The sequence below is a fragment of the Janthinobacterium sp. GMG2 genome (assembly GCF_033949445.1).
GTDB lineage: Bacteria > Pseudomonadota > Gammaproteobacteria > Burkholderiales > Burkholderiaceae_D > Janthinobacterium > Janthinobacterium aestuarii.
The window spans coordinates 371,313-392,854 of record NZ_JAXAWA010000006.1 but is presented as its reverse complement, the minus strand read 5'-3'; the positions used below and the strand labels follow the sequence as shown (position 1 = coordinate 392,854).

The window sequence follows — 21,542 nt, the reverse complement described above, 5'->3', positions numbered from 1 at the left end:
AGCGGGTATCAACGCCCTGAGCTACTTCAAGCAGACCGTGCGTTCGCGCATCGGCGCGCTCGGCGTGCGGGCCGAGGGCATCTATGTGGGCGGCCTGGGCACGTGGTTCCCGCGCGCGCGGCTCGAGTACCGGCACCAGTTCCAGGGCGCCGATGATGCGCGCCTGGCGTATGCCGACCTGGTGGCCGACGGCCCCGTGTACGTGATCCGCACGGTGCCGCAGCAGACGGGCAACTGGGCGGCGGGGCTGGGCGTCAAACTGCTGCTGTCGAACGGCATGACCATCACCCTCGACTACAACAGCAATCTGAACATCGATAGCGGACGTACCCAGTCCGTGATGTTCGGTATCGCGATGCCGCTCAAGTAATCATCCAGTCAGACTAGTCCTGATCGCCGGCCCGGAGTCCATCCGGTCCGGCGATTTTTTTGTCTGCGCGCCCTCACAGCGTCCACGGATGTTCTTCCGCGCCGGCGACGATGCCGCCCAGCACGGCCTGGTCGCGTTCCGCATGGCTCTGGCGCAGGAAGACTGGCAGGTCGGCCGCCAGGCGCGCGAAATGGGCATCGCGGCACAGGGGACCGGCACCCAGCGCGCGCGTGGCCAGGTGCAGCACCAGGGTGGCCGCGTCTTCCACGGCAAGGCGCAGGCGTAGCGCCAGGGCCATGGCGTCGCGTTGCGGATGCGCGTCAATCTCGGCGGCGCCTTCGCGCAGCAGAGCGCCGGCCGCGCGCAGGGCGCAGTCGATCTGGCCCAGTTGCGCCAGGCGCACGGGATCGGGGGCGGCGTGCTGCGCGCGCGCATGCAGGTGGCTGGCGATGGCGCAGGCGGCGCCGTACCACGCGGCCGCGATGCCGGCGCTGCCATGCCAGTAGCCGGGCCGCTCAAGATAGGCGCCTGGCGCGCCGACGGGAAAGACGCGCGCAGCGGAAAAGGTCACGTCGACGCTGGCGCAGGCGCGCATGCCGATGGCTTGCCAGCCTTCGTCCGTGACGCGCACGCCGGGCTGCGACAGCTCTACGGTGGCCAGGCAAGCCTGGTGAGCGTCGTTCCAGCAGCTGATCAAGGCATGGCTGAGGCCATGTGCGCCTGCACACCAGGCCTTGCGTCCGTCGAGCACATGGCGGCCATCGGCCATCTGCCGCAAGCGCACGCGCGCGTCCGGCATGTCCGCGCTCCAGACGCCCCAACTGCTGCCAGCCGGCGCGCCGGGGCCGCCGAGTTCCGCCAGGATGGCCAGCGCATCCGTATGGCTTTCGTACAGCTTGAGCAGGGAGAGGTCGATGGCGGCGATGGTGGCCAGCATTTGCCAGCGCCGCAGGGTGGCGCCGTGGCCGGGCAGGGGCAGCTGGTCCAGGCCCGCGTCGCGCAGGCGCCGCAAGCCGTCGATGGAGGGGAGGGCGCTGTCCTGCGGCGGCAAGAGGGTGGCCAGTGCGGCGTCGGACGGCACGGAGAAAGCGTTGGTCGACATGGCAAGCTCCTTTTTTAACAGGATAGCTTTCTGCTTTTGCAATGTCTGTTCGATTCTACACCTACCCTCGCTGACGGGCTCGAGGCCATGAAGCAGCATGGCCGTGGGCCCCGCAGCCAGTCACGCGCTTATTTTTTCACGTACAGCATGTCGGGCTCATAACTGCTGCCGTTATGCGAGAAGGTGTAGAGCTTGTTGTCGCGCAAGAGGATGCCGCCTTTGATGGTTTGCGCCGGGCGTATGCCTTCGTCGAGCAGGCAGGTGGAGCCGCCTTCATATTCGATGCACCATTGCTGTTTGCCATCTTTCTTCACGTATTGCACGCCAGGTCCTGTGACGTTGAAGGTATAGGCGGGCATGGACAGATTCAGCTTGTCGATGCGCACATTGCTGGCGGCTCCATTCTCCGTCAGTTTGACGAGAACGTCGGCCACGCCATCCGGTGTCGCGCTCATCTTTGCGGTCATGGTTTCCGTGCCCAGCAAGGTGCCGCTGCAGCCGGTCTTGAGATAGGTTTCGATGGTGGAGGTCAGTTCCATCGCGCCGCTGCCATCGGCCTTGGCTGTGACCACCATGGTCTGGCGTTCATGTTCGTCGCACGGCGCTTGCCAGGTGCCGACGTAGGGAGCCAGCGTCGAGCCGGCATCGGAATTGCCTGCATCACTGCTGCCGCCGCCACCGCCGCAGCCGGCCAGCAGTGCGGTGCTTGATGCCAGGAATACTGCCACTATTTTTTTCATGCTCCATCCTTTTATTCCGGCAAGCATGCGTGCCGTAGACGCGGCAACAGTATAAAAGGATGGATCAGGGGCAATTCTCACCGAATGTATTCGTGACTTGATATAGATCAAGGGCACTCGCAGCCGTGTGGCAAGACAGGCTTAAAACTCTTCCCAATCATCGCCGGCCGGCGCCTTGGCCTGCGCTCTTTCCGCGGGCGCCGGCTTGGCAACGCTCAGGCGCTTGGCTGGCAGCGGCGCTGCTTTTTTCACCGCCGGCATTGCCTGCGGCGTCGTTTGCTGCTGTGCACCCAGCTTGAACACGCTGACCACCTCGGCCAGATGGCTGGCCTGGTCCTGCAGGCTTTCGGCGGCGGCTGCCGCTTCCTCGACCAGGGCCGCGTTCTGCTGCGTCACGCCATCCATCTGCGCCAGCGCCTGGTTGACCTGGGCGATGCCGTCGCTTTGCTCGGTGGTGGCGACGCTGATGTCGGCCATGATGGCGGTCACCTTGCGCACGCTGTCGACCACCTGTTCCATGGTGGCGCCCGCTTCGTCGACGAGCTTGCTGCCGGCCGCCACCTTGCCGACGGAATCGTCGATCAGCAGCTTGATTTCCTTGGCGGCGGCCGCCGAGCGTTGCGCCAGGTTGCGCACTTCCGTGGCGACGACGGCGAAACCTCGGCCCTGTTCGCCCGCGCGCGCCGCTTCCACGGCCGCGTTCAGCGCCAGGATATTCGTCTGGAAGGCGATGCCGTCGATGACGCTGATGATGTCGACGATCTTGTTCGACGAGTCATTGATCGACGTCATGGTTTCAATCACCTTGCCGACCACTTCGCCGCTCTTTTGCGCCACGCTGGATGCGGACGCGGCCAATTGATTCGCCTGGCGCGCATGGTCGGCATTTTCCTTGACCGTGCCCGTCAGCTCTTCCACCGAGGCGGCCGTTTCTTCCAGCGAACTGGCTTGCTGTTCCGTGCGGGCCGACAGGTCGTTATTGCCTTGCGCAATTTCCGCACTGGCGCGGGCCACGTTGTCGGCACTGGCCTGCACTTGCAGCAGCACGGCGTGGATCTTTTCCACGAAGGCGTTGAAACCCTTGCCGATCACGGCCAGCTCGTCGGTACCCTTGACTTCCAGCTTCACGCGCAGGTCGGCGTCGCCGCTCGACAGGTCCGTCATGGTGCGACCCAGGGTGCGCAGGGGACGCGTCAACTGGTTGACGACCAGAATCAGAATGCCGGCCGTGGCCGCCGCGCACAGCAGGGCGACGATCAGGGTGTAGATCATCAGGTCGCGCGCAGAGGCCGTGGCCACGCTTTTCGGGAAATTCAGCTCCACGCTCCAGGGCGCGATATCGGGGTGGATCTGTAGCGGCTGCAGCAAATGGATATAGCCCTTGTCGTCCTCGTATTCATACGCCTGGCCCTGGCGCACTTTTTCCAGGCCGGCCGCAGGCACGTCGTCGGCCTTCTTGCCCAGCCGCTCGGGCACGGGGTGGCTCGCGTACAGGCCGCCGTTCGAGATCAGGGCCAGCTTGCCGCCCTCGATCACTTTCAGGTCGGCGAGGATTTTCGCCAGGCGCGTAAGCATGAAGTCGGCGCTGGCCACGCCCTTGAAGCTGCCATCGATCATGATGGGCGCCACCAGCGAGGCCATCAGTACATTCTTGCCATCGACGGGGTAGATGTACGGTTCCGTAAAGTAAGTCTTGCCTGTGCGCTTGGGCACGTCATACCAGTCGTTGGCGCCCGGTTTCGGGTCGAAGACGATGGGTTCGACTTGCAGCTTGCCGCCGGCGCCCCGCGTCCAGTAGGGCATGAAGCGGCCGCTGGCGTCGTAGTACGGCTTCTGATTGGCGAAATCCGCATCCTTGCCGTCGAGCGCGTTCGGCTCCCACGTCACGGCCGAGCCCAGCAAGTCTTCCGAACTGGTCAATGTTGCCTTGGTCAGTTCATTGATCTGTTCGCGCTGCAGGGGCAGGCTGGCGCTCTTGGTGCCGCGCATGGCGCCAGCCAGGCTGGACACGCTGGACAGGTTGCTGGCGATGCGCGCCTGCAATGCACCCGCCACTTCGCGCGCCGACGTGCGCGCCAGGTCCAGCGCGGCCGCTTCGGCGCTGGCGCTGCTCTTGTAGCCGATCACGGCCGCCGTGACGCCGAGGCTGAGGATGGCGAGCGCGGTGGCGGCGACGCAGATTTTACTGTTCAGTGAGAGTTGCATGATGCTGTTCCTTGATGGGGAGGGGTATTGGTGTCATGGGCGTCGCGGGTGGCGCGCCTAGAACGTCTTGCTGATGGCCACGACCAGGGTGGTCGCGGCGGGGTTCGACATGTCGAGCTGGCCGGCCGCATTCGGGATGCCCAAGGTGTAATGGTCGTAGGCATCGGTGGCGCCCCAGGCGCGCGTGACGGCGGCGCTGGCGCTCCAGCCGCCGTCGAAGGTCCGGGTGACACCGATCTTGGCGTCGCGCCAGTTCCAGATGGCGTTGCCCGTACCCGCCACCCGGCCATTGCCGGCGTGCAGGTTCAAGGTCCAGGCATTGCCCAGGTCGACATTCGCGCCCACGTCCAGGTAGCCCGTGCCGCGCGCATTGGTGATGCCGAAGAAGTCCGGCGTGACCGTGCGGTTGTACTTGGCGTATAGCATCTTGTAGCTGAGGCCCAGCGACAGTTCGCCATAGTCGTACTTCACGCCTGTGGCGCGGTAGACGGCGCCCGGATACTTGTAATAGTAGGCCAGCACACTGTAGCCGAGTTCACCGACCGTGCCGCTGTAGCCGCCGTACACGTCCCATTCGATGGTCGCATCCTCGATATAGCGGTCGCTGACGGTGGACGCCCACGTGCCCAGCGACCAGCCGCTCGGGTGCGCGTAGTCGGCCCCCGCCTGCAGCGCCGGCTTGCCCCAGGTCTGGCGAAAGCCGCGCGAAATGTATTGCGACGTGAGACTGGCATTGGCGGTAAAGGTGGCGGCAGGGCTGTCCGTGGTTTGCGCCTGCACGGGCAGGGTGGCCAGTAAAAAGAGGCAGCCGAGCAAGGTTGTGGCAGGAAAATGGTGGTGCGATGGCATGGCAGTCAGCTCCGTATTTGCTGGCAGCGGCCGTTCAGGCGCGTTGCCCTGATGGTTGCAATAAAAATGCGGAATGGACTTTTTGGAGGCAAGGCGATGCCGCTTGCATGCTCGCATGAACACGCACACATTCTCACCAAACGTAACTGAAAGGATAGGGGCTGGGGCTAGTGGAAGTCAACAAAGTTGCGTAGAGGAAAGCGTAAGTTGTTGTTTCCTGGCACTTTTTCATGCACCTGTCATCTTGCTGGTGCGCCCCGGCTGGCTGCCTGTTGCAAGCTGGCCAGCAAGCCGGGCAGGGCGGCATGCAGGGTTGGCAAGTCATCTGCCTGCAGTTCGGCCTGCATTTCCACCTGGCCCGATGGCTGGCCCCAAACGACCTGGGCGCTGAGCCGGGCGCCGGCATCGAGGCCCGTGACGCCGACCAGCAGGGCGACTTCTTCCGGGGCATCGTCGGGCACGTCTGCGAGCAGGCAGGAAATGCCGAAGTGATAATCCTGGAAGGCGCTGGCCGTGCCGCTGGAAAAGGCGAAGACAGAGGCGAGCGCCCGTGGCGCGGCGGCCGCTAGTGGCGATAGGGCGGCGCGAAACAGGGGCAGCAAGTCGTTTTCCAGCTGGAGCACCAGCGGATGGGTGTGGGCGAGGACGGTCATGGCAGGAGGGATCAGTTGGCGGCGCGCGATGGTAGCAGTTTTTGCGTCCGCTGTGCGCAGGTACTGGTCCTGGTACTGGTCCTACCAGTGGCCTCAATCGTCATCGCTGGTGACGCGCGTGCGCACGAAATCGATGTGGCTTTGCATGGCCGTGCGCGCTTCCTCGGGCTGGCTGGCGCAGATCGCTACGCACAGGGTGCGGTGCTGCGACAGCAGCTGCAGCGAAGTGGCCTCGTCCTGCTGGCGCAAGCCCGTGCCATTGATGGTGATGTGTTCGCGCAGCATGCCGATGATGCTGGTGTGCAAGTGCAAAAACATGGTGTTGTGCGACGCCTGTGCGATGACTTCATGCAGGCGCGCGTCGGCCTGCGCCTCGCCGTGCTTGTCGTCGCTGGCGCGCGCCTGTTCCAGCTCGGCCAGCAGCGCCATGATCTGCGCGCGCTCGTCCCCGCTGGCCCGCTGCGCGGCAAAGTACGCCGTCGCCCCTTCCAGCACGCGGCGAAATTCCAGGATGTCGTCGCGCAGGGCGGGGTGGTCGGCCACCAGCTGGCTCCACGGCGAAGCCATGCCGGTGCGCAATTGATCGGTCACGAACACGCCGGCACCGCGCCGGCTGCGCACGAGGCCCCGCGCCGCCAGCCGCTGCACGGCTTCGCGCACGGTGTTGCGCGAGACTGCATATTGCTGCGCCAGCAGGCGTTCGGCCGGCAACTGCGCGCCCGCCGGCAAGCTGCCGTCCAGCAAGGCCGTCTCCAGCCTGCGCATCACCATCTCGACCCTGCCCCGCGTTTGCATGCCTGTCGCCATCGATGTCTTCCGGTGTTGTTTTAAAGTGGTCCGAGCAATTTGAAGTGGCTTGCGGAAGCTGGAATTATGCGTGAACCGGTCATTCTTAACAACACACAGCGGCGCCGCAGCAACACACAGAGCGCCGGGGAGACAACGCATGCAGCCAGACCCGCGCCAGCCACGCCACTATCCATCGCCACCGCCGCAGGTGTACCTGTTCGCCACCTGCCTGGTCGACCTGTTCGTGCCGCAGGCGGGCCTTGATGCCGTACGCCTGCTGGAGCGGGAAGGCTTGCTCGTGCATTATCCGCGCGGCCAGAGCTGCTGCGGCCAGCCCGCCTACAGCAGCGGCAATCCGGAACAGGCGCGCGCCGTGGCCCGCGCCCAGCTCGACCTGTTTGCGCAGCCGTGGCCCGTGATCGTGCCGTCCGGTTCCTGCGCCGGCATGATGCGCCACCATTGGCCGCAGCTGTTCCAGGACGACCCGGTGGCCGGCCCCAAGGCCTTGGAGCTGGCCGAGCGCGTATATGAACTGAGCGAATTTCTCGTCTGCGTGCTGCAGCTCGACCTGGCCGGCATGGGCGCCGCCGCGCAGGCCGATGAAAACGTGGTGCTGCATACCTCGTGCGGCGCGCGCCGCGAAATGGGTACGCGCACCCACGGCGTGGCCCTGGTCGATGCCTTGCCCGGCGTGACGCGCATCGAACACCAGCGCGAATCGGAATGCTGCGGCTTTGGCGGCACGTTTTCATTGAAGCACCCCGATATTTCCGGTGCCATGGTCAGCGACAAGATCGCCTCAGCCTGCGCCACAGGCTGCGACCGGCTCGTCTCGGCCGACTGCGGCTGCCTGCTCAATATCGGCCACGCCGCGCAGCACCAGGGCGCGCCGCTACCCGTCGAGCATATGGCCAGCTTTTTGTGGCGCCGTACGGGAGGCGCGGCATGAGCGCGATCCTGACCGCCCGCGAACGGATGCTGGGACGCCTGCGCGCCGCCGCGCCCGCCGCACCCGAAGCGGTGGAGCTCATCGATACGGCGATCGACCAGCACTACCTGGCGCGCCGCGCCGCCGCGCCGCTGCCGGCACGGGACAGGATCGCCGCCATGCAGGCCGCCTTGCGCGTCTCGCACGCGCAAGTCGACTGTGTGAGCGTGGACACCTGGCCCGCCCTGCTGGCGCAGCGCCTCGGTGAACACGGCGTGCGCCGTTTGCTGCTCGATACCGGCAGCGCCGAAGGGCAGGCCTTGCGCGCCGCCTTGCCACCTGCGGTGGAGACGCTGTCATTCACGCGTCCGCTGGCGCAGTGGAAAAGTGAACTGTTCGACACCGTCGATGCGGGTTTCACCATCGCGCGCTCCGGCATCGCCGCCACGGGCACCCTGGTCATCGCACCCGATGCGGCCACGCCGCGCACGGTGTCCCTGGCGCCCCCTTTGCATATCTGTCTTGTGTATGCGAGCACCCTGCATGTGGACTTGCACGCGGCGGCGCGCGCCGAGCGCTGGGCGGACGGCATGCCGGCCAACCTGGTGCTGGTGTCCGGCCCCTCGAAAACGTCCGATATCCAGCAGACGCTGGCCTATGGCGCGCACGGCCCGCGCTGGCTGTGGGTGCTGATCATCGATGACTTGTCCGCCCAGGAAGGAGGCCAGCCATGAACGCCAAGCCCCTGCAATTCGTCAAGCCGGCCGACTTCCATGCGCGCGCCCGCGCCGCGCTGGACGACCCGAAACTGCGCCAGAGCTTTCGCGGCGCCATGGATTTTTTACAGGACAAGCGCAAGACGCAATTCCCCGACGGCGACGAACTGGAACGCCTGCGCGACATCGGCGAAGCCGTGCGCCGGCACGCGCTGGCGCGCCTGCCCGATTTGCTGGTGCAGCTGGAAGACAGGCTGACGGCGGCCGGCGTGCAGGTGCACTGGGCCGAGGATGGCGAGCAGGCCAACGCCATCATCCACGCCATCGCGCAGCGCAATCAGGCGACGCGCTTCATCAAGGGCAAGTCGATGGCCAGCGAGGAAATCGAGCTCAATCACTATCTGGAAGCGCGCGGCATGACGTGCCTGGAATCGGACATGGGCGAGTACATCGTGCAGCTGGCCGGCGAAAAGCCGTCGCACATCGTCATGCCTGCCATTCACAAGACGAAGGCCGACATCGCCGGCCTGTTCGCCGAACATATCCCCGACGCGCCCTACACGGAAGACGTCGACAGCCTGATCCAGACGGGACGGCGCGCTCTGCGCCAGGCCTTCGTTGACGCCGATATCGGCCTGTCGGGCGTGAACTTCGCGGCGGCCGACACGGGCACCCTGTGGCTGGTGGAAAACGAGGGCAATGGCCGCTTGACGACGTCCGTGCCGGACGTGCACATCGCCATCATGGGCATGGAAAAAGTGGTGGCCAAGCTCGAACATATCGTACCGCTGGCCAGCCTCCTGACGCGTTCGGCCACGGGCCAGGCCATCACCACGTATTTCAACCTGATTTCCGGCCCGCGCCGCGCCGGTGAAAAAGATGGGCCGCGCGAAGTGCACCTGGTCTTGCTCGACAACGGCCGCAGCCAGGCCTACGCCGACGAGCAGCTGCGCGCCACCTTGCAATGCATACGCTGCGGCGCCTGCATGAACCACTGTCCCGTCTACACGCGCATCGGCGGCCACGCCTACGGCACCACGTATCCGGGGCCGATCGGCAAGATCATTTCGCCCCACTTGTTGGGACTAGCTGCGACGGCGGATCTGGCCACCGCATCGAGCCTGTGCGGCGCCTGCGGCGAAGTGTGCCCCGTACGCATCCCGATTCCGCAGCTGCTGGTGCGCCTGCGTACGGAAGCGAACCGCAATCCGAACGAGGAAGTCAGCCATCCGCTGCGCGGGCAGGGCGCCAAGTTCAGCCGCGGCGAAAGCCTGATCTGGCGCTTCTGGAGCGGCGCCTTCGCGCGCCCCGGCAGCTACCGGCTGTTCCGCTGGGCCGCCACGCGGCTGCGCATGCTGACGCCGCGCGCGCAGCTGGGCTGGACGCAGCACCGCAAGCCCTTGACGCCGGCGCCGCGCAGCCTGGCCGACCTGCTGAACGCGCGGGGCCAGGAAGAGTAGTGCCGGCCCCCACAGAAAAATACGCCGCAAAAAAATACAGCAAAGCCGTTTTTTCACTTAACCCGCATCCACCGGAGGAGACCCGACATGCAAACCTGGACCCAACTTTATACACCGCTCGGCAGCTTGTGGCTGTCGTCGCTGGCGGCAGCCATCCCCATCATTTTCTTCTTCATCGCGCTGGCGGCGCTGCGCATCAAGGGACATGTGGCGGCCGCCGTCACCCTGGCGCTGGCGCTAGCCGTCGCCATCTTCGCGTATGGCATGCCCGTGCCGCAGGCGCTGGCGGCGGCCGGCTACGGTTTTGCGTACGGCTTGTGGCCGATCGCCTGGATCATCGTCACGGCCGTCTTCCTGTACAAGATCGTCGTGAAAACAGGGCAGATCGACATCATCCGCGCGTCCGTGCTGTCCGTCACGGACGACCAGCGCCTGCAGGTGCTGTTGATCGGCTTTGCCTTCGGCGCCTTCCTGGAAGGGGCGGCCGGTTTCGGCGCGCCCGTGGCGATCACCTCGGCGCTGCTGGTGGGCCTGGGTTTCAACCCGCTGTATGCGGCGGGCCTGTGCCTGATCGCCAACACGGCGCCCGTGGCCTTCGGCGCCATGGGCATCCCCATCATCGTGGCGGGGCAGGTGACGGGCATCGACCCGTTCCTGATCGGCGCCATGGCGGGCCGCCAGTTGCCGCTGCTGTCGCTGCTGGTGCCGTTCTGGCTGGTCTTCATGATGGATGGATTCCGCGGCGTGCGCGAAGTGTGGCCAGCCGCGCTGGTGACGGGTTTGAGCTTTGCCGTCACCCAGTATTTCACGTCGAACCATATCGGCCCTGAACTGCCGGACATCACCTCGGCCCTCGTCAGCCTGGTGTCGCTGACCCTGTTCCTGAAAGTGTGGCAGCCGAAGAATGCGAAAGTGGCGCATGCCGTCGGCGGCGGCACGGCAGCGCTGTCCGGCTTTGGCGGTGCGGGCGGTGCTGCGGCCGTGCGCGGCGGTGGCAACCGCGCCGCCTCGCCCTACACGATGGCGCAGACCATGCGCGCCTGGGCGCCGTTCGGCCTGTTGACGGCCATCGTCACCGTGTGGAGCCTGCCCGGCTTCAAGGCACTGTTTGCCGCCGGCGGCGCGTTGTCCAGCCTGGTCATCAAGATCCACGTGCCTTACCTCGACAAACTGGTGATGAAGACCATGCCCATCGTGGCCGAGCCGAAGGCGTATGACGCCGTGTTCAAGCTCGATCTGCTGTCGGCCGTGGGCACGGCGATCTTGCTGACGGCCGTGCTGTCGATGCTGATGCTGCGTATGAAGCCGCGCGATGGTCTGAAGGCGTTCGTGGAAACGATCGTGGAGTTGCGCCGTCCCGTGCTGTCGATCGGCCTGGTGCTGGCGTTTGCCTTCGTTGCCAACTACTCGGGCATGTCGTCCACACTGGCCCTGCTGCTGGCCGGCAGCGGCGCCGCCTTCCCGTTCTTCTCGCCGTTCCTGGGCTGGCTGGGCGTCTTCCTGACGGGGTCCGACACGTCGTCGAACGCCTTGTTCTGCTCCCTGCAAAACACGACGGCGCACCAGATCGGCGTGTCCGACACCCTGATGGTGGCGGCCAATACGACGGGCGGCGTGACGGCGAAGATGATCTCGCCCCAGTCGATCGCCGTCGCCTGCGCGGCGACTGGCCTGGTGGGCAAGGAATCGGACCTGTTCCGCTTTACCTTGAAGCACAGCCTGTTGTTTGCCGTCATCATCGGCATCATCACCATGCTGCAGGCCTACGTCTTCACCGGCATGATCCCGCATTGAGCGGTCCGTAGAAGTACGTAGTAAAACTAGATGAAATGACAGTAAAACGTGCAGACGGTCATGAAAATGACCTGATGCACTGCAGCATATCGAGGATGGCCCGGCGCAATGCCGGGTCCGCAGCGATGCCCTCGGCATCGAGACCCGACCCCAGCAGGGGCAAGCTGATGCAGGCGTCGTCGATCAGGCGCGCCGACATGGTGACTACCGTTTCGCGCAGGGCCGCCTGCGCATGCGTGGCGCGCGGCGAGGCGTTCAGCAGCACCAGCGGCTTGTCGATGAACGATTCATTTCCCACCATCCAGTCCAGCGCGTTTTTCATGGGGCCGCTCACGCCGTGCGCGTATTCGGGGCTGGCCAGCATCAGCACGTCGGCCGCCAGGATGGCGTCGCGCAGACCGGTCACGGCCGGCAGGCTGTCGGCATCGAGGTCGGGATTGAATAGCGGTAACTCACCGAGTCCCGAATAGATGCGGATGTCGAATGGCCGTGGCGCAAGCCCGGCGATGGCGCGCAGCAGGGCGGTGTTCAGCGAGGCGGCGCGCAGGCTGCCGGCGATGGCGAGAATGGTAATGGGCGTGTGCATCCCGCCTGTATAGCCCATCCTGTGCTCAAGCGCAAGGCGAGCAGGATGGCGCTATCGATGTTGCAACAGCCGGTGAGCGACTGGGTACTGCGTCACTCTTAACGGCTCAGGCCGCTCATCCAGCTTGGCTGCGGGTTGGCACGGGCCAGTTCGCGCATGCGGTATTCCAGGTCGTAACGATCCGTCGATTCGGCCAGGTAGGCTTCTTCGTAAGCGCGTTCGCGGCGGTCGCTGCTTTGGTTCAGCCAGGCGCCAACACGTTTGGCGGCGTGGACCAGGGTAGCGACGATATTGCTGTTTTGCGTGGTGTGGTAAGTAAATGCGGTAGACATGGCAGACTCCTTATGTGGCGTGCCGCGTTGTGCTGCACTGCAATATAAGTATAGCGATTCCAAGTTATAAGGCTACTTTTGATTTCAAATGTCGGCTATTCATTTTTAGAATAACAGGCGGGAAAGCTGCGCAATACGGGGCTTTAAGGCATAATGCGGGCGCAGTATCGTAGTTTTACTACAAGACTGTTTTCTCCTGAATGTTGTTTTCTGACGCGGCCCGCAGGCGTGCCGCGCCTACAAGACATCATTTTGGCGAGAAACGGTCGGCCGTGCGCCTGCCGCGCGCAAGCAGCGCCATGCCTGCCCCTGTTTTGCTGATGGCAGTCATGGCCCACGCTGATATCTGCGTGGCGCTTGCGCGTCCTGGTGCTGCCCGGGTGGAAACGCTTCCATGCCAGGCAAGATCAACTTGGAATTGAAAAATGGAGAAGGTATGGAATACGTAAAGCAAGGCCAGGGCGTACCGTCCGCACAGGCCGGCACGCAAAACAATACAGGCGCCCTGATCATTGTCACGGTGCTGTTTTTCATGTGGGGACTGCTGACATCGCTCAATGATGTGCTGATTCCCCATCTGCGCTCGATCTACACCCTGACGTATGTGCAGGCGATGCTGGTGCAGTTCTGCTTCTTTGGCGCCTACGCCATCGTTTCGCTGCCCGCCGGCATGCTGATCAAGAAGATCGGCTACCAGCGCGGCGTCGTCGCCGGCCTGCTGATCGCGGCCGCCGGCTGCGCCATGTTCTATCCGGCATCGACCGGCAGCTATGCGCTGTTCCTGTTGTCCTTCTTCATCCTGGCGGCCGGCATCACCGTGCTGCAGGTGGCGGCCAACCCGTACGTGACGGAACTGGGCGACCCGCAGACGGCATCGAGCCGTTTGACCCTGACGCAAGCGTTCAACGCGCTGGGCACCACGGTGGCGCCTGCGCTGGGCGGCATGCTGATCTTGTCGGGCACCGTGCTGACGGTGCAGCAGTTCGACCTGCTGCCGGCGGCCGAGCAACTGGCTTACCGCGCCAAGGAAGCGGCCTCCGTGCAAGGCCCGTACCTGGTGCTGGCCGCTACTCTGGTAATCCTGGCCGTGCTGTTCGCGCTGGCAAAATTGCCGAAGATTTCGCATGCCGACGATGCCGCCGCCCTGGCGCACGATGGCCACAAGGTCTCGATCTGGTCGCACCGCCACCTGGTGCTGGGCGCGCTGGCCATCTTCCTGTACGTGGGCGGTGAAGTCAGCATCGGCAGCTTCCTGATCAACTTCCTGGGCGAGAGCCATATCGCTGGCCTCAGCCACGCCGATGCCGCCTATTTCGTCAGCTATTACTGGGGTGGCGCCATGCTGGGCCGCTTCGTCGGCTTTGCCGTGATGCGCTATGTCAGCCCGGGCAAGACCCTGGCCTTCAACGCCGCCGTCGTCATCGCGCTGATCCTCGTTGCCGTGTTCTCCAGCGGTCACACGGCCATGTGGGCCTTGATCGCCGTCGGCCTGTTCAACTCCATCATGTTCCCGACCATCTTCAGCATGGCCCTGAACAAGCTGGGCGCGCAAACGGGACAAGGTTCGGGCATCCTCTGCATGGCTATCGTCGGCGGCGCCATCGTGCCGTTCATCCAGGGCTTCCTGGCCGACCACATCAATCTGCAACTGTCCTTCCTCGTGCCGGCCGTGTGCTACACCTTCATTCTGTACTTCGGCTGGAAGTACGCCAGCATGTACAACGACAGCGCCAAGTAAGCAAGGTGGCGTGATCAAGCAAAAGGGTGGCCTAGGCCACCCTTTTTTACGTCAGTGCGCGAACTGCGTGCCCAGCACGTCCTGGCATACTTCGAGCCAGGCGCGCGCCGCATGCGACAGATAGCGCCCGCTCCAGATATGCGCCACCTGCCACGCCACCTCCGGCTCGACGATGCGCACAGCCTCCAGCGGCTCGCCGGCCAGGCGGTGGATGAACGGCTCGGGCAGCAGGGCCACGCCCAGGCCCGCCGAGGCCATCGCCACCAGCCAGTCCCATTGCCCGCTCTGGGCCGCGATCATTGGCGCAAAGCCCGCTTGCGCGAAATGCTGGCGCAGGCTGCGCGTGAGAGCGAAATCATCCTTTAACAGCACCAGCGGCAAGTCGGCCAGCGCCTTGAAGGGCAGGGTCGTGCGGTTTTTCTGGAACGTGCCCGGCTCGGCCAGGGCCCAGATCGGATAGCTGGCCACTTCCACGGCCACGAGATCGAGTTCCGGATCGGCCGGCAGCACCGTCATGCCGATTTCCAGCTCGCCGGCCGCCACCTGGCGTTCGATCTGCTGGCCCGTGTCTTCCTGCAGCGTCAGGCTGATGTGCGGGTGACGCGCGCGGAAGGCCTTTAATACAGGCGTAAACAGCACATTGATCATGGGCGGGATGCCGACCGTCAGGCTGCCGCGCTGCAAGGCCTGCGTGTCACGCACTTCCAGGGTCAGCTGGCGCATGTTCGCCAGCATTTCCTGGCCATGCTGATAGACGATGCGGCCCGTGTCCGTCAGGGTCAGCTTGCGCCCGTCGCGCACCAGCAGCTGGGCGCCCACCTCGTCTTCCAGCTGGCGCACCATCTTGCTGATGGTCGACTGGGTCAGGTGCAGCGATTCGGCCGCCTGCGTAAAGCTCGACAGGCGCACGGTTTCGACGAAATAGCGCAGGGAACGGATATCCACGAGGGTGCTCGGCATTGGCAAGGCATGAAAATATCGACTGGATGTGGCGAAATTAATTCATGCCATGCATGTGACCGCGATTTTATACTGATTCCACTTATGGGGCTGGTGTATGACAGCCATCCAGTTTGAGAATAGTAAGAAGATCAGGAGCATCAGATGTACGAAGACCGTATCCGCCACCCAGGCTTGCTCGGCAAAATCATGAGCGCCGATGAGGCAGCCAAATTGTTCCACAACGGCATGCGTGTCGGCATGAGCGGTTTTACCCGTGCCGGCGACGCCAAGGCCTTGCCGCGCGCACTGGCCGAACGCGCCCTGCAAGATCCCTTGAGCCTGACCTTGATCACGGGCGCTTCGCTGGGCAATGGCAGCGACGGCTTGATGGCCGAGGCGGGCGTGCTGGCGCGCCGCATGCCGTTCCAGGTCGACCCGGTCTTGCGCGGCAAGATCAACAACGGCGAAGTCATGTTCATCGACCAGCACCTGTCGGAAACGGCCGAGCAGCTGCGTTCGGGCAACCTGGCAGCCGTCGATATCGCCGTCATCGAAGCAACAGCCATCACGGCGGCCGGCGCCATCATCCCAACCATGTCGGTGGGCAACTCCGCCGCCTTTGCCCAGCAGGCCACGCAGGTGATCATCGAGATCAACCTGTCCACGCCGCTGGCGCTGGAAGGCTTGCACGACATCTATATACCGCACACCTTGCCGGGCCGCGAGCCGATTCCCCTCACGCGCGTGGACCAGCGCCTGGGCAGCACGGCCATCGCCATCGACCCGGCCCGCATCGCCGCCATCGTCATCACGGACAGCCCCGACAGCCCGTCGAACGCCTTGCCGCCCGACGCGGAAACGCAGGCGATCGCCGGCCACGTGATCGCCTTCCTGGAGGGCGAGGTGGCGGCCGGGCGCATGGGGCCGGAATTGCTGCCGCTGCAGGCGGGCATCGGCACCATCGCCAACGCCGTGCTGCATGGCCTGATCGGATCGCCTTTCCGCAACATGACGATGTATTCGGAAGTGCTGCAGGACAGCGCCATCGAGCTGCTCGATTCGGGCCAGCTGGCGTTTGCCTCGGCTTCGTCGATCACCCTGTCGGCCGCCGTGCATCAAAAGCTGATGGACAATATCGACCATTACCGCTCGAAAATCGTGCTGCGCCCGCAAGAGATCAGCAACCATCCCGAGATCGTGCGCCGCCTGGGCATCATCGCCCTGAACACGGCGCTCGAGTTCGATATTTACGGCAACGTCAATTCCACGCACGTGTGCGGCACGCACATGATGAACGGCATCGGCGGCTCGGGCGACTTCGCGCGCAACGGGCAAGTGTCGATGTTCGTGTCGAAATCGGCGGCCAAGGGCGGGCGCATTTCCAGCGTCGTGCCGATGGTCTCGCATGTGGACCATACGGAGCATGACGTCGACGTGCTGGTGACGGAGTGGGGTTTTGCGGACTTGCGCGGCCTGGCGCCGCGTGAACGGGCGCCGTTGATCATCGATCGCTGCACGCATCCCGATTACCGCGCGCAGCTGCGTGCCTATTACGACGCGGCATGCCAGCGTGGCGGCCACACGCCGCACATCCTGCAAGATGCCCTGGCCTGGCACGTGCGCTACCAGGAAACGCAGAGCATGCTGGCAGCGCAGTAAGCTTCGCCAGCATCAAGACAGGGCAGGGCGGTGCGGCACCGCGCTGCCTTTTTACTTTCCTCAGTACATATGCAGCGCCTTGGCGCCCAAGCCCAGCAGGGCAAACGTGGTGGTGGCCTGTATGCCCATGAACCACAGGAAGTGGGTGTGCATGTGCTTGCGGATGTCGCCCAGTTCCGTGCGCAGGGCGTGGCAGTCGCCGCGCAAGTCGCCGCGAAATTGCGTCAGGTCGGCACGCAGCAGCTGTGATTCGTTGTGCAATTCCGTGCGTACCTTATCGAGGCCTTCGCCAAGACGCTGTTCCAGGGTCTTGAACCATAGCCGGTCATGTTCCCGGTCCGTTTCCAGTTTTGTCAGGCGCGCTTCCATGCGTACAGCATTGTTCGCGCTTTGCTGTTTGTCAAGCCGGTCCGTGGAATAGGCTTCGTTCATCTCGCACTCCTTCGCGCAAGCCGCGCTGCATCGGCGCAGGCGGCTTCACTCCACTGTCCGCCTTTTCCGTCCGCCTGGTTTGCGCTGGATCAAACGTCAGGAAGGCGGTGCAAAGCGTAGGCGTATGCCTGTCGTGACGACGGCGAGCAAGTCGTCGATATGCGCGTTCATTTCCGGGTGCGGCGTCCATGGGTCGCCCGCATCCATGACGATGCGCAGCGACACGAGGCCGTGCAGCGATTGCCAGAAGATTTGCGTCATCGTGTGCAGCGCCGGCTCGTCCTGGCGTACCTGGCCCGTTTGCGCCAGCTCGCCGAACAGGTGCAGCGCGTAGGCATACGGGTCTTGTTCGATATTGCCGTGTTCGACGTCGACGGCGTCGACTTCCGCGTGCGGGCGCAGCTCCATGAAGATCAGCGAGTATTCGTCGGGATGCTGGAAGCCGTATTCGATGTAGGCGCGGCCGACCAGGCTGATGCGTTCCCATGGGTCAGTGCTGGTGTCGCAGGCCGTGCGCATGGCGCGCACCAGTTCCAGCAAGTCCTTGTCCATGGCCTGGGCGATCAGGGTGGCCTTGTCGCGGAACAGGGCGTACACGACGGTGGTGGAAAAGCCGGCCGCTTCGGCCACCTTGCGGATGGAGACGGCGCGCGCGCCGCCCTTCTTGATGAGGTCTTTGACGACGTCGATGATGTGCTCGCGCCGCGCCTGCGCCTCGCGTAATTTTCTTTCCTGAATATTGGTCAGCTTCTTGTCCACGACTCTTTCCCGGCGACTCTATGAAAGCAGGAATTATAGGGGGACGAGGGGCCGCCAATGTTTCCGGCATTGTTACAATTCAGTTTTTTGTCCGGTAGATGCGACAGCGGACCGTTTTTTCGCGCTTTTGCCCGGCGCTTTTCCAACGATGCCCCGGAATGGTGCATAAATCTCCGGGCCAGGCTTTGCGAACGGGGCCAAAGGGCGGAAAATAGCAGGATAGCTTACACTGCGTTTTTTAGCGCAACGGCGCTAGCCCACGAGGCAACGCCGGAACACTTACATTCGGACGGGATCATTACATGACCATTAAAATCAGCCAGAACTTCGACTCGGGCGCCATCGACGTGGTGAGCGCCACCAGCGCCGGCGCCATCGACCTGAACTTGCGCAAGGATAGCCACGCCGACATCCACCAGTGGTTCCACTTCCGCCTGCAGGGCGCGCGCGGCCAGGCATGCACGATGCGCTTCCTGAACGCGGGCCAGGCCACCTATCCGGCCGGCTATGAAGACTACCAGGCCGTGGCCAGCTACGACAGCGAAAACTGGTTCCGCGTGCCGACGGCGTTCGACGGCCAGGTCATGACGATCTCGCACACGCCTGAACTCGACAGCGTGTACTACGCCTACTTCGAGCCGTATTCGTGGGAGCGCCATTTGCGCCTGCTGGGCGAAGTGGCCGAGCATCCGCTGGCGCGCGTGTCCGACCTGGGCAGCACGGTCGATGGCCGCGACATGAACATGGTCACCATCGGCAATCCGCAGGCGGAAAAGAAGATCTGGGTCATCGCGCGCCAGCATCCGGGCGAATCGATGGCCGAATGGTTCGTCGAAGGCTTGATCGACTCGCTGCTCGACGACGCCAACCCGATCGCGCGCAAATTGCTGCAGCGCGCCGTGTTCCACATCGTGCCGAACATGAACCCGGACGGCTCCATTCGCGGCAACCTGCGCACGAATGCGGCCGGTGCCAACCTGAACCGCGAATGGATGACGCCTTCGCTGGAATCGAGCCCGGAAGTGCTGTGCGTGAAAAACAAGATCCACGAAACGGGCGTCGACATGTTCTTCGACATCCACGGCGATGAAGCGCTGCCGTACAACTTTGTGGCCGGCAATGAAATGCTGGAAAACTTCACGCCCGCCCAGGCGGCGCACCAGAAGGCCTTCATCGAGCGCTACAAGCAGGCCAGCCCCGACTTCCAGGACAAGTTCGGCTATGCCGCCAGCAAGTACAAGTCCGACATGCTGACCCTGGCGTCGAAATACATCGGCCACCACTTCGGCTGCCTGGCGCTGACCCTGGAAATGCCGTTCAAGGAAAACGCCGACTTGCCGGATCCAAGCGTGGGCTGGAATGGCGCGCGCAGCGCGGCACTGGGCGCGGCCATGCTGCAGCCTATCCTGCTGTCGCTCGATTGAACGGCGTTGATCATGGGCGTCGAGATCGAGCGTAAATTCCTGCTGGCCGGCGATGCCTGGCGCGGCCTGGGGCAGGCGGTGCTGCTGCGCCAGGGCTATCTGTCGTCCGCGCGCGAGCGCGTGGTGCGCGTGCGCATCGAGGGCGAACAGGCGATGCTGACCATCAAGGGCGCCAACGTGGGCGCCACGCGCGGCGAGTGGGAATATCCGATTCCGCTGGCCGACGCGGCCGAACTGCTCGACGGCCTGTGCGAGCAGCCGCTGATCGAAAAGGTTCGCCACCGCATCGAACACGCGGGCATGGTATGGGAAGTCGACGAGTTCCTCGGCGCCAATGCGGGCCTGCTGGTGGCCGAGATCGAACTGGCTTCGGAAGACCAGCCCTTCGACAAGCCGGACTGGATCGGCGCGGAAGTGTCGGGCGACGCGCGCTATTACAACGCGAATTTGATCCGCCACCCGTTTTCGCAGTGGTGATGGTGTTGTAAATGACGTTGCAATGAAAAAGGCGGAACCGAGGTTCCGCCTTTTTTATGCGCCAACGCTGTTGTCGGATTACGCCGTGCCGGCTAATCCGACCTACGGCCCATACCGGCAGCGCAGGTCGGATTAGCGCGCAGCGCGTAATCCGACAACACCGTTACAGCATCAGTGGAAATGCTCTGTGCCTTGTGGCGTATCTTCGGGCATCTCCGCATGCGCCAGCTCGCCGACCGGATCGGCAAACAGGGGCGCGCCGCAATCGTCGCAGTATTCACCGACAAAACGTTCCGCGTGGCGCTTGATCTGCGTCACGCCGGCGGCGTTCAGGTGCTCGATGATTTCATCGACCGGTGTCTTTTGCTTGTCCAGCGCGGCGATGCCGACCTGGATCAGGCCTTCGATCGGCGTGCCATCCTCGTCTTCCTGGCCGTACAAAGGCCAGACGATGCCATAGATGACGTCCGGCGCCTGGCGCAGGGTGAAGGCGATGCGGTACTCGTCCACCTGGCCGTCGGCCGCTTCTTCGCCGAAGCCGGCGATGACGGCGCGCAGTTCCGACGGCTCGATGGCCAAGGTATGCGTCAGGTAGTGCACGGCGGCGCGCACGGAGACGGGACGTATCAGCTTGTCCGCTTCGCGGCAGGCCACGTAATACGCCTCCGGCAGCAGCAATTCCAGGCCGCAGCCGGGCAGCAGGCGGGCGAATGTCGGCGTCGCCTGCGTGCGCCATTGCTCCAGGGCGGCGCTGCGTTCGGCGATGAAGTCGAGCTGGCTCGAAGGCGTCTGCCAGCGGAACAGCGGCGCGCCGGCAGGGGCCACCACGGCCACCAGCAGGTAGCGCGTGTCGGCCAGGAAGGGCGCCGTTTCCGCTTCTTTGCCCGAGGGCTTGACGGCCGTGCCTTTCAGCGCGGCCAGGGCAAGCTTTTGCGTCTTGGCATAGGTTTCGACATGGCTGCGCGGCAACTGGTCGATCGAGTAGAGCGTTGGCGCCATGGCCATCTTCGTGCCGTCGGCCAGCAGGTGGGCGGCGAAATGCGCCGACAGCACACCGTGCGCGTCGCCGGCCATGGGGCCGGAAGCGATGGAAAAGCGCGTCCACGCGAGGATGGGCACGGCGACGAGCAGGGCGTCGTAGCGCACGTCTTCATGCGTGATGACGGTCGATTCGCTGACGGCTTCAACGCAGTCCATCAGCACGTCATAGGCGTTCAAGTCATCCTTGAACAGGCTGCCCAGGGTGTTGTCGATGGTGTCCTGGTGGCCGGTTTTGAGTAATTTCTGGAGCTGCGTATCCAGGCTGTGTTCCCAGGACCGCTCTTCGAGACGGCTGGCTGCCTGTACGATCGCCTGGGCAAAGGTGACCAGGCGCTGGCTGTCGGCAGTCAGTTTATGGGATGAATCTTTGGAAGGACGACGCATAGCGGGATAAGAGTCTCGGAAAGTGAAAAAAATGGATCAGTCAAACAATGATAAACCCTTATAACCGTATTGTAGAGGATTCAGCCGCACGCAATACGTAAGCTGTCCTTAGATCATGCCAATAGTCGAAATTTCAAGTCGGAACGGGATGCAGGGACGAAA

The 21,542-nt window shown here is 64.0% G+C and carries 21 protein-coding genes; 9 read left to right on the top strand and 12 right to left on the bottom strand.

The window, feature by feature from the left end:
• Nucleotides 1-370: autotransporter outer membrane beta-barrel domain-containing protein (locus SKZ59_RS22320; RefSeq protein ID WP_319992979.1), on the top strand; the 370-nt coding region annotated here is incomplete at its 5' end.
• A 73-nt stretch (nt 371-443) separates the two neighbouring features.
• Here the strand turns inward: SKZ59_RS22320 and SKZ59_RS22315 are convergent.
• From SKZ59_RS22315 to SKZ59_RS22290, 6 genes are all read right to left on the bottom strand, one after another.
• A complete protein-coding gene (locus SKZ59_RS22315; RefSeq protein ID WP_319992978.1) occupies nt 444-1,472 on the bottom strand; it encodes an acyl-CoA dehydrogenase in 1,029 nt (342 codons plus the stop codon).
• Between the two features lie 128 nt (nt 1,473-1,600).
• Nucleotides 1,601-2,212 carry a hypothetical protein gene (locus tag SKZ59_RS22310; RefSeq protein WP_319992977.1) on the bottom strand — a complete coding sequence of 204 codons (612 nt, stop codon included), beginning with the start codon at nt 2,210-2,212 and terminating at the stop codon, nt 1,601-1,603.
• Between the two features lie 141 nt (nt 2,213-2,353).
• A complete protein-coding gene (locus tag SKZ59_RS22305) occupies nt 2,354-4,417 on the bottom strand; it encodes a methyl-accepting chemotaxis protein (RefSeq protein WP_319992976.1) in 2,064 nt (687 codons plus the stop codon).
• Nucleotides 4,418-4,474: 57 nt separating this feature from the next.
• The gene (locus tag SKZ59_RS22300; protein ID WP_319992975.1) at nt 4,475-5,266 is read right to left on the bottom strand and encodes a TorF family putative porin; all 792 of its coding nucleotides are present in this window, start codon (nt 5,264-5,266) and stop codon (nt 4,475-4,477) included.
• A gap of 239 nt (nt 5,267-5,505) precedes the next feature.
• Nucleotides 5,506-5,919 carry a hypothetical protein gene (locus SKZ59_RS22295; protein WP_319992974.1) on the bottom strand — a complete coding sequence of 138 codons (414 nt, stop codon included), beginning with the start codon at nt 5,917-5,919 and terminating at the stop codon, nt 5,506-5,508.
• A 93-nt stretch (nt 5,920-6,012) separates the two neighbouring features.
• Nucleotides 6,013-6,726, bottom strand: coding sequence for a FadR/GntR family transcriptional regulator (locus tag SKZ59_RS22290; protein ID WP_319992973.1), 714 nt, complete (start codon nt 6,724-6,726; stop codon nt 6,013-6,015).
• Between the two features lie 139 nt (nt 6,727-6,865).
• Here SKZ59_RS22290 and SKZ59_RS22285 point away from each other — a divergent pair, with 139 nt between their 5' ends.
• From SKZ59_RS22285 to SKZ59_RS22270, 4 genes are all read left to right on the top strand, one after another.
• On the top strand, nt 6,866-7,657 hold the full coding sequence (locus SKZ59_RS22285) for a (Fe-S)-binding protein (RefSeq protein WP_219327466.1): 792 nt from the start codon (nt 6,866-6,868) through the stop codon (nt 7,655-7,657).
• The gene (locus SKZ59_RS22280; protein ID WP_319992972.1) at nt 7,654-8,370 is read left to right on the top strand and encodes a LutC/YkgG family protein; all 717 of its coding nucleotides are present in this window, start codon (nt 7,654-7,656) and stop codon (nt 8,368-8,370) included. Before SKZ59_RS22285 ends, SKZ59_RS22280 begins: the two co-directional genes overlap by 4 nt.
• The gene (locus SKZ59_RS22275) at nt 8,367-9,812 is read left to right on the top strand and encodes a LutB/LldF family L-lactate oxidation iron-sulfur protein (protein WP_319992971.1); all 1,446 of its coding nucleotides are present in this window, start codon (nt 8,367-8,369) and stop codon (nt 9,810-9,812) included. Before SKZ59_RS22280 ends, SKZ59_RS22275 begins: the two co-directional genes overlap by 4 nt.
• Nucleotides 9,813-9,899: 87 nt before the next feature.
• Nucleotides 9,900-11,606 carry a lactate permease LctP family transporter gene (locus SKZ59_RS22270; RefSeq protein ID WP_319992970.1) on the top strand — a complete coding sequence of 569 codons (1,707 nt, stop codon included), beginning with the start codon at nt 9,900-9,902 and terminating at the stop codon, nt 11,604-11,606.
• Nucleotides 11,607-11,664: 58 nt separating this feature from the next.
• On the opposite strand, the gene SKZ59_RS22265 is transcribed toward SKZ59_RS22270, so the two are convergent.
• Nucleotides 11,665-12,192, bottom strand: a complete 528-nt coding sequence (locus tag SKZ59_RS22265) for an NADPH-dependent FMN reductase (RefSeq protein ID WP_319992969.1) — start codon at nt 12,190-12,192, stop codon at nt 11,665-11,667.
• Nucleotides 12,193-12,290: 98 nt separating this feature from the next.
• Nucleotides 12,291-12,524 (bottom strand): DUF3563 family protein, encoded by a 234-nt coding sequence (locus SKZ59_RS22260; RefSeq protein ID WP_080698581.1) that lies wholly within the window; start codon nt 12,522-12,524, stop codon nt 12,291-12,293.
• A 436-nt stretch (nt 12,525-12,960) separates the two neighbouring features.
• Here SKZ59_RS22260 and fucP point away from each other — a divergent pair, with 436 nt between their 5' ends.
• Nucleotides 12,961-14,262 (top strand): L-fucose:H+ symporter permease, encoded by a 1,302-nt coding sequence (fucP, locus tag SKZ59_RS22255; RefSeq protein WP_034752146.1) that lies wholly within the window; start codon nt 12,961-12,963, stop codon nt 14,260-14,262.
• Nucleotides 14,263-14,313: 51 nt separating this feature from the next.
• Here the strand turns inward: fucP and SKZ59_RS22250 are convergent, their stop codons facing one another.
• The gene (locus SKZ59_RS22250) at nt 14,314-15,207 is read right to left on the bottom strand and encodes a LysR substrate-binding domain-containing protein (protein ID WP_319992985.1); all 894 of its coding nucleotides are present in this window, start codon (nt 15,205-15,207) and stop codon (nt 14,314-14,316) included.
• A gap of 159 nt (nt 15,208-15,366) precedes the next feature.
• On the opposite strand from SKZ59_RS22250, the gene SKZ59_RS22245 reads away from it, so the two are divergent.
• Nucleotides 15,367-16,863 carry a succinate CoA transferase gene (locus SKZ59_RS22245; protein WP_319992968.1) on the top strand — a complete coding sequence of 499 codons (1,497 nt, stop codon included), beginning with the start codon at nt 15,367-15,369 and terminating at the stop codon, nt 16,861-16,863.
• Between the two features lie 60 nt (nt 16,864-16,923).
• On the opposite strand, the gene SKZ59_RS22240 is transcribed toward SKZ59_RS22245, so the two are convergent.
• Both SKZ59_RS22240 and SKZ59_RS22235 read right to left on the bottom strand, forming a co-directional pair.
• Nucleotides 16,924-17,295 carry a hypothetical protein gene (locus SKZ59_RS22240; RefSeq protein ID WP_034752097.1) on the bottom strand — a complete coding sequence of 124 codons (372 nt, stop codon included), beginning with the start codon at nt 17,293-17,295 and terminating at the stop codon, nt 16,924-16,926.
• 96 nt (nt 17,296-17,391) lie between these two features.
• Nucleotides 17,392-18,054, bottom strand: coding sequence for a TetR/AcrR family transcriptional regulator (locus SKZ59_RS22235; protein WP_034752095.1), 663 nt, complete (start codon nt 18,052-18,054; stop codon nt 17,392-17,394).
• Between the two features lie 302 nt (nt 18,055-18,356).
• On the opposite strand from SKZ59_RS22235, the gene SKZ59_RS22230 reads away from it, so the two are divergent.
• Both SKZ59_RS22230 and SKZ59_RS22225 read left to right on the top strand, forming a co-directional pair.
• A complete protein-coding gene (locus SKZ59_RS22230; RefSeq protein ID WP_070301543.1) occupies nt 18,357-19,478 on the top strand; it encodes a M14-type cytosolic carboxypeptidase in 1,122 nt (373 codons plus the stop codon).
• A 12-nt stretch (nt 19,479-19,490) separates the two neighbouring features.
• On the top strand, nt 19,491-19,955 hold the full coding sequence (locus tag SKZ59_RS22225; RefSeq protein ID WP_092711278.1) for a CYTH domain-containing protein: 465 nt from the start codon (nt 19,491-19,493) through the stop codon (nt 19,953-19,955).
• Nucleotides 19,956-20,126: 171 nt separating this feature from the next.
• Here SKZ59_RS22225 and SKZ59_RS22220 read toward each other — a convergent pair whose 3' ends face one another.
• Nucleotides 20,127-21,380 carry a DUF2863 family protein gene (locus SKZ59_RS22220; protein ID WP_034752091.1) on the bottom strand — a complete coding sequence of 418 codons (1,254 nt, stop codon included), beginning with the start codon at nt 21,378-21,380 and terminating at the stop codon, nt 20,127-20,129.
• Nucleotides 21,381-21,542 lie beyond the last annotated feature (162 nt).